The organism is Thermosphaera aggregans, assembly GCF_014962245.1.
Taxonomy (GTDB): domain Archaea; phylum Thermoproteota; class Thermoprotei_A; order Sulfolobales; family Desulfurococcaceae; genus Thermosphaera; species Thermosphaera chiliense.
Genome location: NZ_CP063144.1, coordinates 768,882 through 789,258, shown reverse-complemented (window position 1 = coordinate 789,258; position 20,377 = coordinate 768,882). Strand labels below are relative to the sequence as shown.

General features: G+C 45.7%; 26 protein-coding genes. 18 read left to right on the top strand and 8 right to left on the bottom strand.

The annotated features are described in order from the left end of the window. Nucleotides 1-4: 4 nt before the first annotated feature. The 3 genes from IMZ38_RS04635 to IMZ38_RS04625 are packed head-to-tail and all read right to left on the bottom strand — an operon-like array spanning nucleotide 5 to nucleotide 2,631. The gene (locus IMZ38_RS04635) at nucleotides 5-1,459 is read right to left on the bottom strand and encodes an MATE family efflux transporter (protein ID WP_227410821.1); all 1,455 of its coding nucleotides are present in this window, start codon (nucleotides 1,457-1,459) and stop codon (nucleotides 5-7) included. Further along, nucleotides 1,446-2,198 (bottom strand): HAD family hydrolase, encoded by a 753-nt coding sequence (locus tag IMZ38_RS04630; RefSeq protein WP_227410820.1) that lies wholly within the window; start codon nucleotides 2,196-2,198, stop codon nucleotides 1,446-1,448. The genes IMZ38_RS04635 and IMZ38_RS04630 overlap by 14 nt, the downstream gene beginning before the upstream one ends. Further along, nucleotides 2,149-2,631 (bottom strand): MogA/MoaB family molybdenum cofactor biosynthesis protein, encoded by a 483-nt coding sequence (locus IMZ38_RS04625; RefSeq protein WP_193435745.1) that lies wholly within the window; start codon nucleotides 2,629-2,631, stop codon nucleotides 2,149-2,151. The genes IMZ38_RS04630 and IMZ38_RS04625 overlap by 50 nt, the downstream gene beginning before the upstream one ends. A 63-nt stretch (nucleotides 2,632-2,694) precedes the next feature. On the opposite strand from IMZ38_RS04625, the gene IMZ38_RS04620 reads away from it, so the two are divergent. Then, the gene (locus IMZ38_RS04620) at nucleotides 2,695-3,069 is read left to right on the top strand and encodes an MGMT family protein (RefSeq protein WP_193435744.1); all 375 of its coding nucleotides are present in this window, start codon (nucleotides 2,695-2,697) and stop codon (nucleotides 3,067-3,069) included. On the opposite strand, the gene IMZ38_RS04615 is transcribed toward IMZ38_RS04620, so the two are convergent. Continuing rightward, nucleotides 3,066-3,428 carry a transcriptional regulator gene (locus IMZ38_RS04615; RefSeq protein WP_193435743.1) on the bottom strand — a complete coding sequence of 121 codons (363 nt, stop codon included), beginning with the start codon at nucleotides 3,426-3,428 and terminating at the stop codon, nucleotides 3,066-3,068. The two genes, IMZ38_RS04620 and IMZ38_RS04615, sit on opposite strands and share 4 nt — an antisense overlap. A 169-nt stretch (nucleotides 3,429-3,597) precedes the next feature. On the opposite strand from IMZ38_RS04615, the gene IMZ38_RS04610 reads away from it, so the two are divergent. The 9 genes from IMZ38_RS04610 to IMZ38_RS04570 all read left to right on the top strand — a co-directional run bounded on the left by IMZ38_RS04610 (nucleotide 3,598) and on the right by IMZ38_RS04570 (nucleotide 10,433). Beyond that, complete coding sequence (locus IMZ38_RS04610) at nucleotides 3,598-4,506, top strand: hypothetical protein (RefSeq protein ID WP_193435742.1); 909 nt, start codon at nucleotides 3,598-3,600, stop codon at nucleotides 4,504-4,506. A 90-nt stretch (nucleotides 4,507-4,596) separates the two neighbouring features. Next, nucleotides 4,597-5,592: a molybdopterin-binding protein gene (locus IMZ38_RS04605; protein WP_193435741.1), complete on the top strand. Its 996-nt coding sequence runs from the start codon at nucleotides 4,597-4,599 to the stop codon at nucleotides 5,590-5,592. Between the two features lie 13 nt (nucleotides 5,593-5,605). Next, nucleotides 5,606-6,478 carry a molybdate ABC transporter substrate-binding protein gene (modA, locus tag IMZ38_RS04600; protein WP_193435740.1) on the top strand — a complete coding sequence of 291 codons (873 nt, stop codon included), beginning with the start codon at nucleotides 5,606-5,608 and terminating at the stop codon, nucleotides 6,476-6,478. Further along, entirely contained in the window at nucleotides 6,471-7,232 is a 762-nt protein-coding gene (locus IMZ38_RS04595; RefSeq protein WP_193435739.1) for a molybdate ABC transporter permease subunit, read from the top strand. Before modA ends, IMZ38_RS04595 begins: the two co-directional genes overlap by 8 nt. A gap of 51 nt (nucleotides 7,233-7,283) precedes the next feature. After that, nucleotides 7,284-8,375 carry an ABC transporter ATP-binding protein gene (locus tag IMZ38_RS04590; RefSeq protein WP_319637054.1) on the top strand — a complete coding sequence of 364 codons (1,092 nt, stop codon included), beginning with the start codon at nucleotides 7,284-7,286 and terminating at the stop codon, nucleotides 8,373-8,375. Continuing rightward, complete coding sequence (moaA, locus tag IMZ38_RS04585; RefSeq protein WP_193435737.1) at nucleotides 8,368-9,288, top strand: GTP 3',8-cyclase MoaA; 921 nt, start codon at nucleotides 8,368-8,370, stop codon at nucleotides 9,286-9,288. Before IMZ38_RS04590 ends, moaA begins: the two co-directional genes overlap by 8 nt. Next, nucleotides 9,285-9,737 (top strand): cyclic pyranopterin monophosphate synthase MoaC, encoded by a 453-nt coding sequence (gene moaC, locus IMZ38_RS04580; protein WP_193435736.1) that lies wholly within the window; start codon nucleotides 9,285-9,287, stop codon nucleotides 9,735-9,737. The genes moaA and moaC overlap by 4 nt, the downstream gene beginning before the upstream one ends. Then, nucleotides 9,737-9,967 carry a MoaD/ThiS family protein gene (locus tag IMZ38_RS04575; RefSeq protein WP_013129481.1) on the top strand — a complete coding sequence of 77 codons (231 nt, stop codon included), beginning with the start codon at nucleotides 9,737-9,739 and terminating at the stop codon, nucleotides 9,965-9,967. The genes moaC and IMZ38_RS04575 overlap by 1 nt, the downstream gene beginning before the upstream one ends. A gap of 1 nt (nucleotide 9,968) precedes the next feature. Beyond that, complete coding sequence (locus tag IMZ38_RS04570; RefSeq protein ID WP_193435735.1) at nucleotides 9,969-10,433, top strand: molybdenum cofactor biosynthesis protein MoaE; 465 nt, start codon at nucleotides 9,969-9,971, stop codon at nucleotides 10,431-10,433. Here the strand turns inward: IMZ38_RS04570 and IMZ38_RS04565 are convergent. From IMZ38_RS04565 to IMZ38_RS04550, 4 genes are read right to left on the bottom strand one after another with little or no spacing between them, the layout of a single operon-like run. After that, nucleotides 10,430-11,563, bottom strand: coding sequence for an NAD(P)/FAD-dependent oxidoreductase (locus IMZ38_RS04565; RefSeq protein ID WP_193435734.1), 1,134 nt, complete (start codon nucleotides 11,561-11,563; stop codon nucleotides 10,430-10,432). The two genes, IMZ38_RS04570 and IMZ38_RS04565, sit on opposite strands and share 4 nt — an antisense overlap. Then, nucleotides 11,553-11,840 carry a (2Fe-2S)-binding protein gene (locus IMZ38_RS04560; RefSeq protein ID WP_013129484.1) on the bottom strand — a complete coding sequence of 96 codons (288 nt, stop codon included), beginning with the start codon at nucleotides 11,838-11,840 and terminating at the stop codon, nucleotides 11,553-11,555. Before IMZ38_RS04560 ends, IMZ38_RS04565 begins: the two co-directional genes overlap by 11 nt. Then, nucleotides 11,841-12,326: an NADH-quinone oxidoreductase subunit I gene (locus IMZ38_RS04555; RefSeq protein WP_193435733.1), complete on the bottom strand. Its 486-nt coding sequence runs from the start codon at nucleotides 12,324-12,326 to the stop codon at nucleotides 11,841-11,843. A 6-nt stretch (nucleotides 12,327-12,332) separates the two neighbouring features. Continuing rightward, nucleotides 12,333-13,793: an FAD-dependent oxidoreductase gene (locus IMZ38_RS04550; RefSeq protein ID WP_193435732.1), complete on the bottom strand. Its 1,461-nt coding sequence runs from the start codon at nucleotides 13,791-13,793 to the stop codon at nucleotides 12,333-12,335. Nucleotides 13,794-13,916: 123 nt separating this feature from the next. Between IMZ38_RS04550 and hypE the strand changes: the two genes are divergently transcribed. From hypE to IMZ38_RS04510, 8 genes are read left to right on the top strand one after another with little or no spacing between them, the layout of a single operon-like run. Then, the gene (hypE, locus tag IMZ38_RS04545) at nucleotides 13,917-14,951 is read left to right on the top strand and encodes a hydrogenase expression/formation protein HypE (RefSeq protein ID WP_193435731.1); all 1,035 of its coding nucleotides are present in this window, start codon (nucleotides 13,917-13,919) and stop codon (nucleotides 14,949-14,951) included. A 9-nt stretch (nucleotides 14,952-14,960) separates the two neighbouring features. After that, nucleotides 14,961-15,206 carry a HypC/HybG/HupF family hydrogenase formation chaperone gene (locus IMZ38_RS04540; RefSeq protein WP_193435730.1) on the top strand — a complete coding sequence of 82 codons (246 nt, stop codon included), beginning with the start codon at nucleotides 14,961-14,963 and terminating at the stop codon, nucleotides 15,204-15,206. 10 nt (nucleotides 15,207-15,216) lie between these two features. Further along, nucleotides 15,217-17,526, top strand: coding sequence for a carbamoyltransferase HypF (hypF, locus tag IMZ38_RS04535; protein WP_193435729.1), 2,310 nt, complete (start codon nucleotides 15,217-15,219; stop codon nucleotides 17,524-17,526). A gap of 56 nt (nucleotides 17,527-17,582) precedes the next feature. Next, nucleotides 17,583-18,059: an NADH-quinone oxidoreductase subunit B family protein gene (locus IMZ38_RS04530; protein ID WP_193436915.1), complete on the top strand. Its 477-nt coding sequence runs from the start codon at nucleotides 17,583-17,585 to the stop codon at nucleotides 18,057-18,059. Beyond that, a complete protein-coding gene (locus IMZ38_RS04525; protein ID WP_193435728.1) occupies nucleotides 18,052-18,495 on the top strand; it encodes an NADH-quinone oxidoreductase subunit C in 444 nt (147 codons plus the stop codon). The genes IMZ38_RS04530 and IMZ38_RS04525 overlap by 8 nt, the downstream gene beginning before the upstream one ends. 2 nt (nucleotides 18,496-18,497) lie before the next feature. Further along, on the top strand, nucleotides 18,498-19,691 hold the full coding sequence (locus IMZ38_RS04520; protein WP_193435727.1) for a hydrogenase large subunit: 1,194 nt from the start codon (nucleotides 18,498-18,500) through the stop codon (nucleotides 19,689-19,691). After that, nucleotides 19,692-20,096, top strand: coding sequence for a 4Fe-4S binding protein (locus IMZ38_RS04515; RefSeq protein ID WP_193435726.1), 405 nt, complete (start codon nucleotides 19,692-19,694; stop codon nucleotides 20,094-20,096). It begins immediately after the preceding gene. Nucleotides 20,097-20,100: 4 nt separating this feature from the next. Further along, nucleotides 20,101-20,376: an MrpF/PhaF family protein gene (locus IMZ38_RS04510; protein WP_193435725.1), complete on the top strand. Its 276-nt coding sequence runs from the start codon at nucleotides 20,101-20,103 to the stop codon at nucleotides 20,374-20,376. Nucleotide 20,377 lies beyond the last annotated feature (1 nt).

The following is a 20,377-nucleotide window of genomic DNA, read 5'->3' as shown; positions in this document are numbered from 1 at the left end:
CGGGTCACCTGTTCAAGGGTTTATTCCCCATTCCGTGAAGCATTATTTTTTCTTGATGCCTAAATAAGGGGACAGCCCACGAGCCTCTGTGAACCCATCCGTACATGGCTAGGCCGGAGAAGTAGTTGCTTAAAGCCATAGCCAGCCAAATACCCACTGTTCCCCATCCCAGCTGATTAGACAGGAAGTATCCGAAAGCCAATCTCACCCCCCACAGCCTTACAACGCCCACTACCGTCGGGATAAACGTCTTGCCGGAGCCTCTTCCAACCGACATGCCTATGAAGAATAAGGTGAAGAATGGGAGGCTTGGAAGAAATAATGAAACAAATCTTTCTGCTTCAGCGTAGACTGCCGCATTACTGGTGAATATGTTGATGAAAAAGCCCCTAAATATAAACACGATCATGGATGCAATGCCCGTAGAAACAGCAATGTACAGCGAGGCCAGCCTCGCTATTTTCCTAGCACGCTCAATGAGATTGGCGCCCAACGCCTGGCCAATCATCACCGCCACGCTACTTGTAAACCCCCATAAAAAAGCGTCGGCTAGATCCATCAGCAAAAACCCTATAGCGGCAGCCGTAGCAGCATACTCACCGTATTGATTGATCAACGCGTTTTGAAACATGAAGGCGAGAGAATTGGAAGCCATCATTAGTGTAACTGGTACACCTATTTTAAAACTCATCAACACCCATTCTTTCTCTAAGCGTCTTGTCAGCTTAGGGGTCAAATAAGGATATTTTTTATTCAGAAACACCATAAGGGCTACCAATCCCGCAGATCTTGCCAACACCGTGGCCATAGCTGCTCCAACCGCACCCATGGGAGGGATTATGTAAGCCCCACTGATTCTTAAGCCTATAATGAATGGCGGATCCAGGATGAAGTTTGCTATTGCCGCGACCAGGTTTACGTAGGCCGGGGTTCTCGTGTCACCTATCGACTGGAGAATCGTTGAATAAGTAAGCGTTAGGGCCGAAAACACTATGTCTATCGCGATGATTCCGGAATACCCTAGAACATCATCGTACAGTGCAGGCGGCGTTTGAACGATGTATCTGAAAATGAATGGTCTAAGATAGAAGTAAGCTATCGCAAGCACCGCGTTAAGCGATAAAGAGACCGTCACGAACTGTGAAACGGTCTTGTGGGCTTCCTCATATCTTCTCCCACCTACTAATTGACTGATAATTGCGAGGTTCGCGGTCATCAATCCATGTATAACAGCATTGAGAAACATGAAGGTGGGCCACACTTGTCTTGGAACAGCCAGAGCTATCTCACTGTATCTGCTAAGCCAGAATGAATCAACCAGGTTGTACGAGATATTAACTAATTGAACCAGCATCAGCGGGAGGCCGAGCCACAGTAGCGTCCTACCGATCGGGCCGTTTAAAATATTGTCTCTAAACTTCCCGAGGGACTCCATATAAACCGCCTTAAAACTGTTCAATCACTCTTAACAGCTCCCGCATATCGTTTATTACCGCAGACCGCAAAGCCTTGACAACTATTGAATCGTTAAGACCTCGTTGAATTAACACAGCATAGAATCCGGCGGAAAGAGCGCCACCCACATCCTCGACGACATTGTCTCCCACGTGGATTACCCTCTCGGGCTCGCACTCCGCGGTTTCTGCGTATTTTAAAAAAGCTTCTCTATCGGGTTTAGAATACCCGATTTCGTCCGAGAAAACATAGATGGAGAAGTATTTAGATAAACCAACTTTTTCAAGAAGCGAGATGGTTAGCCTACTCGGCCAGAAGAGAACGTTACCTGTAACACCTATTTTCAAGCCTAATCGACCCAGTCCGTCAAGAGTTGGAATCACGTCTTGATAAACCGCCTTGTCTACTTCCGCTGTCCTGAAGGCTTCCCCGATTATATTGTCAACCGCCCCTATGTTCATCTCTAATTTTTCAGCCATTATCTCCTTTGACTTCTCCAAAAGCTGGTTTGGAGTTATCTCAGGGTTTCTCCTCCTCAACATCTTAGACTTTTCATAAGCCTCTAACACTTTGGAAGTGTAAAGGTTCACATTCTCTCTCTTTTTCTCCGCAGCGACATAAGCTATTCTCCTCAACATGTAGTTAAGGTCTATGAGAGTCCCCCAAACATCGAACGATACACTGCAGTATTTCTCAATTATGTTGCCCCTCAAACCTGTCAACCTCCTCAACAAGATGCTCAATAATGTTTAACAGAATGTTCAAGCCTAGCTCAACAGCCCCCGGGGATCCTGGGAGGCAGACCGCTATTCTCCCATCGGGGAGAATGAAAAGCTCGCTCCTAGTTAAAATGCCCCTGAAACCTTTTACTTCAAAAGACTTGGCCCTGAAAAGCTCTCCAAAGCCTGGGAGATGCCTCCATGCAACCTGCGATACAACATCCACTGTAATATCCCGAGGGCCGGGCCCGGTTCCCCCGATGAAGATTATTAATCTAGACTTAGAAGTTCTCACAACTCTGAGCAACTCACGGTGAGAATTGGGAATAACTGTAAACTCTTCCACAAAAAACCCTTTTTCCTCAACCATTCTCCTAGCCAACGAGCCGCTAGCATCCTCGGCTAACCCTTCATGAACCCTGTCGCTAACTACTATAATGCTCACTGAGATGCGCATGCGCCGTCAGCTCGTATTAAGCGTTATTTATCATTAAGATTATAAATAAAAAACGTGAATACGATGCTTGTAGTAACCGTTGATCATGAGACTCTGGAAGTACGCCCCGCAAGATTTGACGACATATGCGAAGCCGTCTTAATACTTGTCAGCCTAATCCCTATCGGGAAAGTATCCTCATATAGCGATATCGGCAGGCTACTAGGTGCCCATCCAAGACTTGTCGCCCAGTGTTTAATGAGGAATAAAAACCCTATAGTGATTCCCTGCCACCGAGTTGTTCGCAAGAATGGGAGGCTCGGTGGTTACTCGTTTGGTGGCCCCAAGATTAAGGCGAAAATATTGAGAATCGAGGGGGCTTTAGGAGATAGTGACAAGCCCGGCGTGCCCAAGAATGCTTTCTTCAGGTTAGATGAACTACTCGGCTCAGCCCGCTAATACTGCTTATAAATCCTTGAAGGGCTTTCTTCAACCGCCTTTAAAACTTCATCAACCAAACCCGTCTTCATTAAAAAGCGGCACAGCTCGCAAGCATAGGGTTCTCTATGTTTCTTAGAGGACATTTCCATAGCTAGAGTATCCAGGTATTTCCTGAAGGCCTCGAAACCCAGGATGACTTCGAAATACTTGCTTCTTCTACGGCCTGTCACAGCATAGTTGACGAGGGATTGCTTTAACCCGAGAATTTTAGCCGCGTCTAACTGGCTTAATTTGTACTCTAAGACGAGTTTTCTGCTCAGGTACATCCTTACCGCTGGAAGTATTTTTCTATTGTATACTTCGCAAAAAGATTTCAAAAACCTCCACCATTGTTTCCTAACCATTAACAAAGTTAATAAACATTGTTATTGGAGAGCGTTGTAAACGAGTATCGAATATTTAAGTTTCAGGCAAATACTTTATATGTAAAATTAACAAATACTTTTTATGTAAAATTAAAATGATCTTAATAGTGGTGATTTTGATTTGTCACAAACGAAACAGTATACGAAAGAATATGAGAAACTATTGATACTGCCGGTTTCTAAAGAAGAAGTCGAAAATGCCCTACTGAACTTGGAGGCACTGTTCAGTTTTTACAAAATTTTAAAGACCTCCGGTGGCGGTAGCGATGTGGAGGTCCAGTGGGTTTACAAGCCCTCGGCGATTTCCAGCAAAAAGCTGGTTCTGAAGGTAAAATCTAGGAAGGCAAGGGATGATACAGTAGTTATCGAGGGAGTCTCGGAAGACATGGATTTCACAGTAAACTGCAAGATCCTTCAAGTGTTCTACGCGGTCCACACCAGCATTAAAGTTGTGTGCAAAGGAGTCTCCAGAGACATATGCGATAAATTCTTCACGCCAATCCTAGATGAACTCAGAGAGTATATCGTAAAGACCCCCAAAGAGAAGCCTATTGAGCAAAAACCGGTTGTCCCGGAGAAGAAGGCAGTGCCTCCCCCGCCTCCACCACCTCCCGCCGAAGCTGTCTCAGACAAGCCAGCAAGCCCGCCGACCCCGGTAAGCATAGAGGAAAAGTTCGAAATCAATAAACTCTACGATGAATTCACACTTGCCATGGCGATCATGAAGGCTGAGCTTATAACTACAGTGACATTGAAACCTATATGGAGCGTCCACAGCATTAATGAAATAATAGATTCTAACCTGAAAAAGATTCAGGAGTATAAGTTGTCAATCCTGACCTTGAAAACGCTTGACGGGAGGGCTGAACTCTTCTTATTTATAAAACCGTCTGGAATCCCCGTTGGTTTCAAAGGGCGAATTGAAGGCGTAGAGTATAGAGGGAGTGGGAAAGATTTCGAAAAAATAACGGTTTTGCTTTACGATGCTGAAATACAGGCCAGGCTTTGGGGTTTGAGAGAACTGCCGTAAATTTGATGAATGACAATAAAAGTATTTAACAATTCGCTAAATACACTTTTATATTGTCAATTCCATCATTTTACATAGTAGGAGCTAGTCATGTTGAAAATAATTGAGGACTCAGTAGGGTTGAGGGCGGCTCACGACTATTCTGCTGTAACCCCGGAGTTTAAAGGTCCAATTTTGAAGAAGGGGGAGGTTATTAAGGAAGAACATGTTGAGCTCATGAAGCAACACGGTCACTATTACGTTTTCGTTGAAGAGGAGGATACGGATTGGCTGTGGGAGGATGTAGCGGTTGTTGAGTTTGGAAAATACATTGCTGGTGAAAACGTCGAGGTTGTTTTAAAAAGCGAGGGAAAAGCATTCCTACTTGCAAGAAGTAAGGGATTAGTAAGAATCAATCGCGCAGGCTTGATGAAGGTAAACTCAACAGGCATATTTTTATTGATAACTCTGAAAACAGGTTCATTCGTCCGCGAAAACAGCTTAATAGGTATTATTGACATGGTCCCATTGAAGATAAGCAGGAGCTCGTTCAATAAGCTCTTGGAAGACGTGAAGATGGAAACTCCTATAGTTTCAGTTAAGCCAGCAGTGTCTAAGAAGGCTGGAATCATTGTCACAGGAAATGAAATAATTGACGGGTTGAAGAAGGATCTCGCAGGACCCATTATTGAAGCAAAGCTTAAGCGTTTTGATTGTTCAGTCGTGTTTTACGCCCAGTCCCGTGACGATGAGGATGAGATTGTTCGTAATATTCTGGAAGCTGTCGAAGTAGCGGATGTGGTGGTTGTTTCAGGCGGTATGAGCGTTGACCCCACCGATAAAACTCCCTTAGCTATAGCTAGGGTAGCTGATAGGGTAGTCTTCTACGGAATACCAATAAAGCCCACAACCATGTCCATGCTCGCCTATAAAAACGATAAGGCAATCTTAGGTGTTTCCAGCGGGATCATTCACTTTCCAGAGTACAACGTACTCGACGTTATTCTACCATGGATAGTGTCAAACACGGAGCCCTCGAGGGAGTATATTGCGGAACTGGGGGAAGGCGGGATTTCTAAATACTTCTTGGAGAAAATGAAGCTCTAAGAGGGAGGGTAGCGTGGCGTTTCGCGCTTACTTGTTTTTAAGCCTGATCACTTTAATTCTCATCGCGTACATTATAATATACCCTAGCTTGGCACCAGTCGGGAAACCTGAGGAAATACTGTTCCTACTGCCTCCTTCACTTTACAAGCCTTTGCAACCCTACATAGACCAGTTCAACTCCGACTCCTCGGCTTACAAGATCACCGTGTATGTTCAACCAACAGGTTCGCTTATAACCAGGATTAGGCTTTCAGGAGAGGGAGACGTTTTCGGCTCCGCTGACTCCGAGTACATGAGAGCCATGCTGGAGGAAGGGTTAGTTTACGGTGACAAGGTGTTCTTAGTCTCCTACTCCATTCCAGCACTTATAGTCCCTAAAGGCAACCCTTCCAATATCACCCGCCTCCAAGACCTCGTCGCAAAAGAAGTCAAGATCGCGATTGCAGACCCGGAAACTGCCCCCTCCGGTAAAATGGCCGTGAACCTGTTAAAGTATAATGGAGTTTACGAAGCCGTCAAGGATCGCTTGATCATCCTGGCAGATGCCACCCAGGTTGCGAAGCAGGTTTCACTTGGTCTTGTAGATGTTGCCATAGCTTACCATTTCATCTACTACTGGTATCCCGGCGAGACAGATATTGTCTGGCTCGACCCTACTGAAATACCTGGGATCGATTGTCAATTAATAGGTGTTTTAAAAACCAGTAAAAACCCAGAGTTAGCAGAAAGAGTTTTAAAAACAATACTTGAAAAAGCAAGGATGGACAGTGAAATGCGTAAACTGGGGTATTTTCAGGCAATCGAGGATTTAAAGAATATTACCCCTTACACTGATTTTCAATGGCCCATTCCGCCAGCATGCTACATGGGTGGGGCTCGTGGGTGAGTTGACTCCTCTAAGCCTGGTAGTAGGATTCATAATAGCATTTGAATTAATAGTTTTGGCAACAGTGTTTTACTTGTCGATTTCAAGCCTCCCGTCTAATCCTGAACTGTTTAAGGAGGTTAGGGATTCCACAATACTCTCGGTTGAAACATCGTTAATAACAACGCTGGTAGTGTTGATGCTCAGCATTCCAGTGTCTTACTGGTTCTCACGGCAGAATTTGAAGGGAAAGCATGCTTTGAGGGCACTCCTAAGTATACCCTACATCCTTTCCCCATCAGCCAGCGGTTTAATACTACTAATCTTCCTTGTGAAAAACCCCCTCGGGAGAACGCTCAACGACTCCTTTGAAATCGTGAACGATTTCAAGGGGATCGTGTTAGCACAGAGCTTTCTCGCCTTCCCAATCGCGTTGATATATTTCACTGCACTCTTCAAGACGATACCGCCATCCCTGGAGGAAGTTGCTAGAACTCTTGGATACGGGAGATTAGAAGCATTGTACAGGATTTTTCTCCCTTCTTTAAAACCCCAAGTTGTGTCGGGAGCGCTCCTCGTTTTCGCACGAGCCTTCGGAGACTTCGGAGCCTCCCTAATTCTCGGGGGAGGGATCAGAGGGAGGACTGTTACGCTTCCAATAGCACTATATTTTATAAATCAATATGGAGACATCGTGCTACTGGCTTATGCCTTATCCAGCTATGTACTCATAGCTTACTTAATCCTGTTCTTAACCAGCATACTGGAGAGGTGAGCTTCAACGCTTACAGTAGAGGAGTTAACAGTAGTCTTCAATAACGTTCCAATCATCGAGGATATCTCTTTTCAATTGAGAAGGGGGGAGGTCGCTGTCTTAATGGGGCCTAACGCCTCGGGGAAAACCACCCTAATTAAAGCCATTGCGGGGTTGATAACCCCATTTAAAGGTAGGATACTCATTGATGACAACACTGTTTTCGAAACCAGGAGAAGCGATGGACGTATAGTTGTTAACGCTCCACCTCATTTGAGGAAAATAGGGTACGTGCCATCAGACTACGCCCTCCTCGACCACTTAACCGTGTGGGAAAACGTAATGCTTGGTCTTGCCAAGAAGCCTTTCAGCAGGCATGAGAAGGAGAAAAAAGTTAGAGATATTCTAGAGTTCATGAGCTTGGAGAGATATTCTAATATGAAGCCGCCAGCGCTCAGCAACGGGTTAAAGCAGAAAGTAGCGCTGGCCAGAGCCCTCGTGGCTGAGCCCAAGCTCCTCCTACTCGACGAGCCGTTCTCCTCTATCGACCCAGCGAGCAAACCCGTGATACGCTACGAGTTGAAAAAGCTTCTAGCTTCATGGAAGATTACAACCATTATAGCAACCCACGATGTTGAAGACGCATTTTGGTTTCACGATAGAGTACTCGTATTAAACGGTAGGAAGCTCACTTATGACTCTCCCTTCCTTTCGGAAGAAACCATAAGTAATGAGTACTTAGCGAAGTCCCTGGGATTTAACGTTCTAGAGGGAAGAATTATACAAATCATGAAACCTGGCAAGTATCTTGTCGAAATAGGGAAGTCGACTGTCTTAGCAACTAGCGGTAGCGTAGGGAATAAACTAGCTGAGGGAAGCCTAGTGAATATCGTATTCCCGCCCGTTGTCTCGAAGTTAACACCCGGATGTAGTGAAAGCGTTGAAGTAAACTCCTTGAAAGGTAATTTATTAGAGGTAATTGAGAGATTCGATCACGTCACACTTCTATTGGAAATCGATTCATCAAAGGTTCGAGTAAACCTACTTCGGAGAGAATGGGAAAAACTGCGTAGCATGGTTTCCGGGAATTGTCTAACTCTCATACTCCCCGAGAATTCGGTTTCGATAATAGAAAAACGAGCGCCGGGTGGATGGAATGCTTAGGGATGGTTTTGGAAGAGAGGTGGACAGCTTCAGAATAGTTGTCACGATGAGATGCAACTACAACTGTATTTTTTGCCATAGGGAGGGTTTAACTGGTTTAGATAGAGCGGAGGTGCTAACCCCTGACGATTACCGGTATCTCGCATACGTGTCCCGTAAACTCGGAATAGTGTACTTTAAAATCACTGGGGGAGAGCCTCTTCTCAGAAGGGATACCCCGGATATAATAAAAGGGATTCGAGAATATTCCAAAGAGGTGTCCTTGACAACAAACGGGTATTTTTTGAAAAACCTAGCTGGAAAGCTTGCTGATGCGGGCCTCGACGGGCTTAACGTAAGCGTTCACTCACTAAACGATGAGGTTTACCAAGCTATTACTCGTACAAGGGGTAGCGTCAAGCTAATCCTTGAGGGAATTGAACAAGCATTAGACCACGGTATAAAGGTAAAACTAAACTTTCTCGCGATGAAGATAAACCTTGGAGAATTTGAAAAAATAATCGAGTACGCCTCATCAAAAGGGGTTGACGTCAACGTCATTGAACTCATTCCTCTTGGAACGCCGCACCATGTATATCTCGAGCAGAGAACAAGCCTTGACCCTATCATTGAAAAACTACACAGGATCTCTTCCAATATAACAATATCTAACTTTCAAAACAGACCCATTTACACTCTGCCATCTGGTATAAAAGTCAACGTGATAAAGGGTTATGGAAACCCCGATTTATGTGCAAGATGCACCAGGCTAAGGCTCACCCCGGAGGGCTGGATTAAAACCTGTATCTTCCTGGAAGAACCGTTCGTCGATATTAGTAAGGAATTAAAGAATAAAGATGAGTATGGAGTAGTTGAAAAAATCAAGAAGGCTGTCTCTATTCGAAAACCCTATTTTACGAGGGGCCGGTCATGAGCGTTCACATGGTGGATGTTTCGGGAAAGCCGGATTCCCAGCGCGAGGCAGTCGCAACCGGCTTCATCAAGCTTAAGAAAAGCACTATCGAACTTATAAAAAGCGGGAAAATAGAGAAAGGAAACGTTCTCGATGTTTCATCCGTCTCGGCAATTCTTGGGGTGAAGAAAACCCCTGAGCTACTTCCATTAACGCATAACATACCTATTTCCAACGTTAAGGTAGACTTCAATATTGAGGAAGAAGGAATCCGGGTTTACGTGACCGTTAAAACCACAGCTAAAACAGGGGTGGAAATGGAGGCTTTAGTAGGAGCGACTGCGGCGTTACTAAACATATGGGATATGGTGAAAAAATACGAGAAGGATGAGAAAGGCCAGTATCCTGAAACAGTAATCACTGATGTAAGAGTGCTTTCTAAAGTCAAGACCCCCCAGGGTGATGTGTGATGAAAGTTAATGTAAGAGCATACTCCCTTTTCAGCGAGATAATCAGGGATGGAGTTGTTGAGATAAATGATTATTCAACCGTTAAGGACTTGATTGAAATGCTTCTTGGCGGGTTAGAGTACAGGGGGGTCACCCCAATAGTTTTCGTCAACAAGGAGAAAGCAGGGCTCGACAGGGTTTTAAGAGATGGAGACGAGGTAATTCTAACACCTCCTTTTTCAGGTGGCTAAAATGGTGTTTGTAAACGTTAAAATTTTAGATAGGGGAGAACCAATTTCCATAGATTCAATAATTAACGATCTAGTCAGGGAAGACGCAGACCACCTCGTAGGCGGCGTTGGATTGTTCATAGGGCTGGTTAAAGGCGAGATCAACGGTTCAACAGTGACTTCACTAGAGTACTCAGCTATCAAGGAGGTAGCTGAGAAAGCTTTGAATCATATAGCTTATGAAATTGCCGAGAAATATGGTCTCCAAGGAGTACTAATATATCACAGAATAGGGGATCTGAAACCCGGGGAGACGACTCTGATAATAGCTGTGGCTGGGAAAAGCCGTGTCAACGTTATGCCAGCCTTATCAGAAGCGTTGGAGAGGGTTAAAAAAGAAGTACCGGTCTTCAAGCTAGAGCATCGATCCGATGGAGACTACTGGATCATAGGTGATTCAACCAGGATACCTAGAAAAACAAGCTAGCCGAACACTGCAATCTCCTTAATGACCTCTCCTTTAGTGAACCTTTCATAGTTTAAGTTTTCAAACTCTCTCACAACGGGCTTCCCACCGGTCATGTATTCGGCAAGGGCTTCGGCAACAGCGGGAGCCATCATAAAACCGTGCCCGCTGAAGCCTGCCGCAACATACAATCCTTCAACCTCCTTAATAGGCCCTATGATCGGGTGGTGGTCAGGGGTCATGTCGTAGTAACCTGTCCAGTACCTTAAAATGTAAACTTCTCTCAGCCACGGGAAATATGTACTCCAAACCCTGGCCGCCTTCCGTAGGAATTCCAACCTGTTAGATGCTTCAACATCATATTCCTCGGGGATGTCCGCACCAATATAGAAGTTGCCGTGTAGGAGTTGGAGAATATACGAGGAGGTTGACCAGTCAATTATTAAAGGCTTAATAAGTGGCTTGAAGGTTTCAGAAACCATTACGTGTTTCGGGAGATTCCTAATTGGGAGATCAATCCCTATCGTCTTCAAAAGATCCCTTGACTCTCCGCCAGCGGCAACAAGGACTTGATCCGCATGTATAATCCCTTTACTCGTCAAAACCCCTTTGATAACATTATTCTCTACTATTAGCTTGTTAGCTTGAGTGTTGGAGAGAATAGTAATACCTTGTTTTCTCAAAACTGCTAACGGGTTCAAAACTGCTTCGAAGCAACTAGCTTTTCCGGCCATAGGGTCGTGGACTGCCGCGATAATTTTATCAGTCCTCATGGTGGGAACAAGCTCTTGGACCTGACTGGGCCCTATCATTCTTGTAGGGACTCCTCTAGAGTTTTGGAATTCGACAACTTTTTTGAAAAACTCGACATCACGCTCCCTAGTGAGAATCCACAAGTATCCGTCTCGCGAATATTTTATACCATACTTAGCCGATATGACTGGCCAGAGCTCTATAGCCCTCTTCATTACCTCTATGTGCTCCCTACTTGTAAAGCTTGCCCTAATACCGGTAGCACACCTGAAACTCCCGCCTGAACCCGGATAGTTCTTCTCGACCACTACTATATTGTGTATCCCTTTCTCAAACAGTGCTGCCGAGGTTAAAACACCTGTGACGCCCGCGCCAACCACGACCACTTCAGCCTTCACGACTACCACCTATGAAGTTTTTCAATTTTACAGGGTGGATAGGTGGGCGGTTAACCGGTAAGAAAACCTCCTCAAAAGACTTCCCCGTTTTCTGCATTAGAATTCTAGCAATCATTAGCAAGCAGGTGGTGCCTTGACACGGTCCCATGCCAACTCTCAGCTTTCTCTTCAATAGCTCGAGGCTGTCGAAACCCTCCTCAATAGCGCGTAGAATCTGCTCAAGGGTGACGTTCTCGCATCTGCACACGATTATCTTCCTAGGATCCTGCTGAGTCATTTACCTCCCCTCGATTCTAATAGCTCTTACATCAAACCATAGGTTTTTCTCAACTTCGACCGTGACAACCCATGTTTTTTCATATTCCCACGCCTTCACAATTACTCCTTCGCCCACGATTTTGCCCTCCCTATTGAGCAATTTGACTTTCACTCCTTTCGAAGGTCTGGGGAGAAACTCGTATGGAAGGGTTATATAGGCCTTGTCGCCTTTGCTGACGTCAATCACAAATATCGCGAGCCCGGGGCATTTGGCAACGCATACTCCGCATCCTACACACTTGTTTTCATCCAGCCTGGGAAGTTCATATATCTTATCCATGCTTATTGCTTTGAACGGGCATGCGGAGACGCAAATATTGCACGGGATTTGCTCCGGGCATTCCAGCAGTGCTACAGGCCCCTTTCTCAACCTCTCTTCCGACGGCATCAAGCCTGCTCTCATCATATCCTCCAAAGTTAAAACCCCGGTTTCTTTAAACCCCATGCCCGTCTACCCCCTCAACCTTTTCATTTCCTCCTCACTCACGGTAACCTTAAGCTTTGCGTCCCTGGACCGCTGGACCACGGGGGACTGCCTGTACTCATTCCACAGGTAGTTGAGTATTCTCTCTCTTTCCTCAACCGCTTTAGCAAATCCTTCACGTTCTAAAATAGTGTAAGCCGCTATTTCTCCTTCTATAAAAGCTGTGGTAGCTTCCTCGATCCCGGATAGATCGCCGGCAACGAAAACGTTTCTAATGCTTGTCTCCATATATCTGGTTCTCAATGGGATTAAACCCCCTGCCTCAGGCAGGTACTTCATCAACGCCCCCATCTGGCTCAGCAGTGAATAGTTAGGCTGCAGGCCAACTGCTAAAAGAACTAGGTCAACGTTAAACTCCTTCTCCGTGCCCGGAAGCGGCTTTAAGTCTTTACCAACCTGGCTGATCACGGCCTTCTCAACCCTATCTCTACCCTCAGCCCTCACAATAGTGTGACCCGTGAATATTGGTACCCCGTGCCTTCTAATCTTAGCAGCGTGGACGAACCACCCGCCTATCTCCCTTAACACCTCAGCGATCCCGTGTACCCTGACCCCTGCTTGCAACAACTGATAAGCAACAATCAATCCAACATTACCACTACCTATTACAAGAGCATCCTCACCCGGTTTGACCCCGTATTCATTCATGAGTGTTTGCGCGCCACCTGCCCCCATAATCCCTGGTAGATCATTGTTCTCGAATAACAAGCTTCTTTCAGAGGCGCCCGCAGCAACTATTACGTATTTAGCTCTAATTAGGAGGTGGAGGCTGGGATCCCCGATTTTCTCCGCGCCGAAAAATCCTTCCTTAAAATATCCATACACGAAAGTCCTTGTTGAGATCTCAACATTTGGGTTTCTACTAAGATTTGAGATCAATTTCTCCGCGATTTTGAATCCGCGAACACCCCCGTAGTATGTTGTGTCGCCGAAAAACTTGTGTGTTTGCTTGACCAGCTGGCCGCCAGCCCTGAAGTGATCAGTTGCTACTAGAACCCGGAGCCCGTATCCTCCTAGTATTTCAGCGGCCTTCAATCCCGCTGGGCCCGCTCCGATAATTAAAACATCCACGTCTTTCATTTCTTCAACCACGTCAACAATCTCGCGGGAGACTTTTGGAATGTCTGGTAAGCCCTCCTGTGTTTCAACGATCAATCCGTCCCTAACCGGTTCAATACAAATCCTGGTGTTTGGAATGCCGTTGACTCTGGAAAGGCAGCTTGAGCATCTTCCTATCATGCAGAACGCTCCTCTAAGCCTATCTCCCTGAGGGCTTGTAGCGAAAACGCGAAATCCGGCGGCATATAATCCTGCGAGAATGCTTTCCCCCTCATATGCCTCCACAATTTTCCCATTGTATGTTAGAGAAACTTTTCTACCCCGCTTGAAATCTATTATCGGGTGCTCAACAATTCTATAATCCTTCATCACTACCAGCCTAATCCTGTGCCGAGCATTAAAAACTATCTGTACAAGTATATAATTTTTATTTAAGTATAAAACTCCTTTATTTTATAATCATGTTATAGATACCTACATCGAGGGTTTGAAATGGAGGCTTTCATCACTCTACTCCACGGTGCTGGAGGACAGGAGTCGCATGATTTAATAGAATCTCTGATCGTGAAGAAAGTACCGTTAATCCTTAGGTATGCCCTTGACGGGCGCGGGCTGGACATATTGGATGACGGCTCTTTCATAAAAATTGGAGACACATACGTTGTTTTCTCAAGCGACTCCTACACTGTAAAACCCTTGTTTTACCCCGGAGGAAACATTGGCGAACTAGCCGCATCAGGTGTTTTAAACGACCTAGTCATGATGGGTGCAAGACCAGTTGCTTTTCTCGACAACATCATCGTGGAGGAAGGATTTCCAGTAAAGGATTTGGAAGAGATCATCAACTCCCTCGTCAGGGTTTTGAAAGAAAACAACGTCTCGCTTATAGGAGGAGACTTTAAAGTAATGCCTAAAGGAACACTGGACAAGATCGTTATCTCAGGTTTCGGAATAGGGGTTTCACTGGAAGCCCCAATAGTTGACCAGCCGCATCCCGGCGACGTAATAATTGTCACAAACAATATCGCCGAGCACGGGGCTGCCATCCTGGCTTCCCAGCTTGGGATGGATGCTGAGAACCTCTCCCTAAGGAGTGATTCAAAACCGCTCGTTAAAACCGTTCTACCAGTAATTGAGAAATACAGGAACCATGTGCATGCGGCTAGAGATCCTACTAGGGGAGGCATTTCCTCAATACTTAACGAATGGGTGAGGAATAAAGAGGTTTCGATAATAGTTGATGAGTCAAAGATTCCCATACGCGAGGACGTGAAAACGTTTCTTGAGATGCTAGGTATAGATCCTTTGACCGTCGCATCCGAAGGTGTCGCTGTGTTAAGCGTAAGTCGTGACGTAAGCAACGAGATCATGGAAGCGTTAAAATCCATGGGGGAAAATCCTCAAGTAATAGGTGAAGTGATAATTCCTGATGAAAACTCGTACAAGGGTAAGGTTTTAGGATTCACAGAGGTAGGTGGAAGGAGGGTCATAAAAGGAGAGGCGTTGAACCTTCCCAGAATATGCTAGGTGATACGGATGTGTCTCGGTGTGCCAGGAGAAGTAGTCAGCATTGATAAGAGCTCCACGCCACCAATTGCCAAGGTTAAGATAGGTGGTCTTGTGAAAGAGACCCTATTGGCCATTGATGAAGAGGTGGTGCCTGGGGATTTCGTAATTGTTCACGCAGGCGTAGTGATAAGTAAGGTCGGCAAGGAGGAGTTTGAAGAACTCATCAAGCTTCTCAAAACTGTTTCCGGTCTAGGCGGAGAAATAGAGTTGTGAGGATCCCTCCTTGATAGCTGCAAGACTAGTTATTAACGGGATTGTTCAAGGAGTCGGGTTCAGACCATTCATAGATAGAGCAATGAGGAGACTGGGGCTGACGGGTTATGTAAGGAATGTTGGTGGTTCGGAAGTAGAGGTTTTCGTCGAAGGTGATGAGGAAGCTGTCTATGAATTCCTCTCCACTCTCTACATTGAGAAACCTCCCCCAGCCGAAATAGAGGAAGTATTTCTAGAGCTTACACAACCAGTCGGTTACAAGAACTCTCACATTGAAAGAAGCGGGACGGTCAAGGTTACTGGCTCCATGATCCCGCCGGATTTCGCTGTTTGTAGGGATTGTTTGATAGAAATCATGGACCCCTCAAATCCAAGGTATATGTATCCTTTCAACTCCTGTGCCTGGTGTGGGCCAAGGTTTTCAATGATGTATACAGTCCCGTATGATCGAGAAAACACAAGCATGAGATCCTTTCCTCTATGTGAGTCCTGTTTAAAAGAGTACTCTGACCACGAGAACGTTCGAAGATACCACGCCCAAGGGATCAGTTGCCCGCGCGATGGGCCAAGCCTTGCTCTGTTAGACAGCGATTTCAAACCTTTAAGCACTGATGAACCCTTAAAGGAGGCTGCCAGACTTATTGATGAAGGAAACATCATAGCTGTTAAAGGAATCGGAGGATACCATATTGCTGCTTTAGCTACAAGCGATGATGTTGTTTTAAAACTGAGGAGGAGAAAGAACAGGCCCTCGAAACCTTTTGCAATAATGGGTCTCGACACCTCTATCCTTAAACTCCTCGTTCATATGTCTGAAGATGATGAAAGACTGCTTTCATCGCCTCAAGCCCCCATACTACTGCTTCCTAAACGTGATGACAGCCCCGTGTCCAAGCATGTGTCTCCGGGGCTGAGCCACGAAGGAGTTTTCATTGCCTACACCCCGCTCCACTTCTTACTGTTAATGCACACGAAGGATAAGTTTTTGATAATGACAAGTGGGAACTCAACAGGGGCTCCAATGTGCACCACCGAGGAGTGTGCCAAGAGCAAGCTGAGAAGCATAGCAGACTACTTTCTAGTGCATAACAGGGTCATAGTCAACCGTGTCGATGATAGTGTGGTTAGAAAGACAGGAGAGCACTACGTGCTACTGAGAAGAAGCAGAGGCTACGCTCCAAGATGGATTAGAATTAAGAGAAACCTTGAAAGCCCAGTATTAGGGATGGGGGGAGACTTATCCAACACTTTCGCCCTCGGTTTCGAGGACAAGATCATAATTTCTCAATACATAGGAGATTTAGATGATCCTGAAACCCAGGAACAGCTACTCAGGAGTATAGATTTCTTCATTAGAGTCTACGGACTCAAGTATACGGATCTAACCATCGTTGTTGACAAGCACAAGGCGTATCACTCGAGGAGGATAGGGCTAGATACTGCAAGAAAACATGGCTGTAGAATCGTTGAAGTTCAGCATCACTACGCACACCTTCTAGGCACAGCCATCGACAATGAGTTGGGTGGCAGGGTAGCTGGGATAGCATTGGACGGCTTGGGATGGGGCGATGACGACTCTGTCTGGGGCGGCGAGGTAATAGTTTTCAACACTGAGAATAACCATTATGAGAGAGTGGGTAGTATTGAATGGATTCCGTTAACTAGTGATAGGGATGCGATCAGTATTAGGCGTCTGGTAACCCTTTACTTTGCTAAGAGAAAATGGTCGCTCGATGAAATAATGAGGGTTCTCAAACCAGTCAGCGAGAAGGAAGTAATCGAGCACAGGCTCGTTTACACGATGTTTAATCATGGGAAGTATGTGAAGGCTTCAAGCACGGGTAGGTTGATAGATCTGGTCGCGGCACTCCTAGGCGTTTCCTATATCAGAACATATGATGGTGAACCCGCGATCAAGCTAGAGGCTGTTGCTTCGAGAGGAGAGAGGGTTCTTTTAGAAAATGCTTACTTCAAGCAGGTTAACGGGTTACACATTCTAGATTACGATGGGATTATCGATGAGATCATAAATAAGAGAAATGAAGTGGATCCCGCCACGCTCGCCAGGAGCTTCCTATACTCGTACGGATACTACATAGGGGAGCTTGCTGTTAAATCAGCATTGAAGCATGGGATCGATTATGTGGTTGCGAGCGGTGGAGCAATAGTCAACGAGCACATTTACCAAGGATTAAAGGAGAGATTGCAACTTGAAGGATTTACAATACATCTCCCTCGCAGAATCCCGGCAGGAGACGGTGGGCTCTCCTTTGGACAAGCTTGTTCACTAATTGCTTCGCAGGGTTTAGAACGCTATTAGGAATCCCTAACGCTTTATTTTTAATGCTCACCCTTGATTAATCCAACTTGACACAGGTGATTACGCTGGCTTCGACGAAAGAGGAAACTAGCAAAACCTGTAAAACCTGTAAAATCATTCGGTACTCGCCATGGCTCGTCCACTTCAACACTGGGGCATGCAACGGGTGCGATATCGAAGTACTAGCCTCCATAACTCCTCTATACGATCCCGAGAGGTTCGGGGTAAAGCTTGCGCCGAGCATTAGGCACGGGGATATCTTAGTTGTGACGGGCGCTGTGACTAAGAAAGCTGGCGAAAGGCTTCGGCGATTATACGATCAAATGCCCAATCCGAAATTCGTAGTAGCGGTAGGGGCTTGCGCCGTCGATGGAGGCGTTTTCTACAAATCATACAGTGTTGAAGGAGGAGCTGACAAGGCCGTTCCAGTATCAATATACATACCAGGGTGTCCTCCCAGGCCGGAGGCAATACTGGATGGTATCGTCAAGCTTTTGAAAAAACTCGAAGCAGGTGATGGGGGAAATGAGTAGCCGGCTCGATTTTCTCTCACCTTTCACGCTGGAGACCCAGGTGGTTAAGCCGGGTAGAAAAGTTTATGTTGTGAAGCCTGAGGATTTGAGAAATGTTTTCTCGAAAATGATTGAAGTGTTAGGGGATTCATCGTTTTACGTATCCACCATAATTGGAACAGATCTTAAGGATGAAGGAAGGATTCGCCTGGATTACTACGTAGTGGTTCTACCCGAGGAAGAAACCGTTGTTTTCAGGACATTTATCCCACGGGATAATCCCACGGTTGATTCTCTCATAGATTTAATCCCTGGGGTTTTACCTGGTGAGTGTGAAACCCACGACCTCCTCGGGGTTGTTTTCAAAGGGAACCCGTTTTTAAAGCGTGGTTTCTTTGTCCCCTCCGACGTTGTTGAACAAGGCAAATATCCATTAAGAAAGGATAGCGGGGTGTGAGAATGAGTGTTTCGAAAATCATAGAGGTGCCGCTTGCGCTTGAGCTCCCGGTTGGACCCCAGCATCCAGCTCTCCACGAGCCAGTCCTGCTTAAGGCTTATGCCGATGGAGAGGAAATCGTCAAGGTTGAAATAAACACCGGGTACAATCATCGCGGAATTGAAAAGTTATGCGAGAAGAACTCGTTCTACAGAGACATATTCATTGTTGCACGGGTCTGCGGTATATGCAACCTTGTCCATGCAGACTGCTATGTGAGAGCGGTTGAACAAATACTTGGAATGGAGATAAGCAATAGGGCTAAGTATCTCAGAGTTCTTGCAATGGAGCTGGAGCGTCTCCACAGCCACATGTTAATAAACGCTGTAATGGCGGAGAACATAGGTTTTGAAAACCTCTTCATGAACATCATGCTGGACCGTGAAAAAATTATGAAGGCAAAGGAGATTCTAACCGGTAATCGCGTACTATCAGACTACGTAATGGTTGGGGGCGTTAGGAGAGATATTGATGATGTGAAAAAAGAGAAGATTAGGGATATTCTTTTGAAAACGGAGGAGAGAATTAAATACTACAAGAAAGTTTTCGAGGAAGACCCCACTATTCTTAAAAGACTTGTCGACGTCGGGAAGGTCTCAACGAGGGATGCGGTAATACACTCTCTCGTCGGGCCTGTGGCTCGCGCTTCCGGGGTAAAGATTGATTCAAGGGCAAGCGACAAATACGATGCTTACTCAGAGATACCTTTCAACGTTATTACAAGGACCGAGGGAGATTCATGGGCCAGGATGATGGTTAGATGGGATGAGGCTTTAGAGTCGGTTAAAATAGCTTTACACGTTCTCGACCACTTACCAAGCGACGCAAACCCCGTGCCGGATGAGAAGAAGCTACCTAGGAAAATACCTGCTGGGGAGGCTTACACCAGGGTTGAGGCGCAGAGAGGCGAATTAACCTACTACGTGATGAGCGATGGCAAATCACCTAATCCTTACAGAGTGAAGATTAGGACGCCCAGCTTCAACAACATCATCAGTACCGGTTTCATGTATGTGGGGTACACTATTGCAGACCTCCCCGTGATACTGACCTCGCTCGACCCCTGCATCTCCTGCATGGAAAGAGTGACCGTTGTAGACGTAATCAAGAATGTTTCCTACAAGCTACCTTTCAAAGAATTGGGGAAGGGGGTTTAAATGAGGAAGCCGAAGCTTTTGAAGCTAGCGCTGGAGAACTTGGTTTCAAAACCAGCAACTATTCAATACCCCTATGAGCAAACCGTGATTGAGAAGGATTTTAGAGGAAGACACTACGCAGACTTAAGCAAATGTACAGGTTGCTCCTTATGTAGCATAGAGTGTCCTGCAGACACTATCAAGATGACGCCTATCCCACCGGATTACGAAGTCCCCAAATCCAATCCTAGAAGACTATACCCTCTAATCAACTATGGTAGGTGTGTTTTCTGCTACAGATGTATCACGGTATGCCCGTTTAACGCTTACGTTTCAACCAGCGAGCACAGGCTTGCAGACACAGCTAAGAATGATTCATCCGAGCTCTCGCTTTCAACACTGAAGAAAATCGTTAAAGAAGGGTGATTCGATGGATTTAGTTCAAAGTTTAATTATAATATTCCTCCCATTCTACTTAGCAGCCATAGTCCTCTACTTGATAAGAGGTATAAAGGGACCTACAATAGGGGACCAGGTTCTCGCAATCGATTCAATGACGTATGACCTGGCAGCGTTGCTAGTAATACTTGGCTTATTTTTCAAAGAGCCAGTCCTTATCGTTACGGCCATACCCTTAGCTTTATGGATTTACTCTCTAGACATCTATATTGCGAAGTATCTCGAGAAAGGCGAGATGGGTGGTTAAG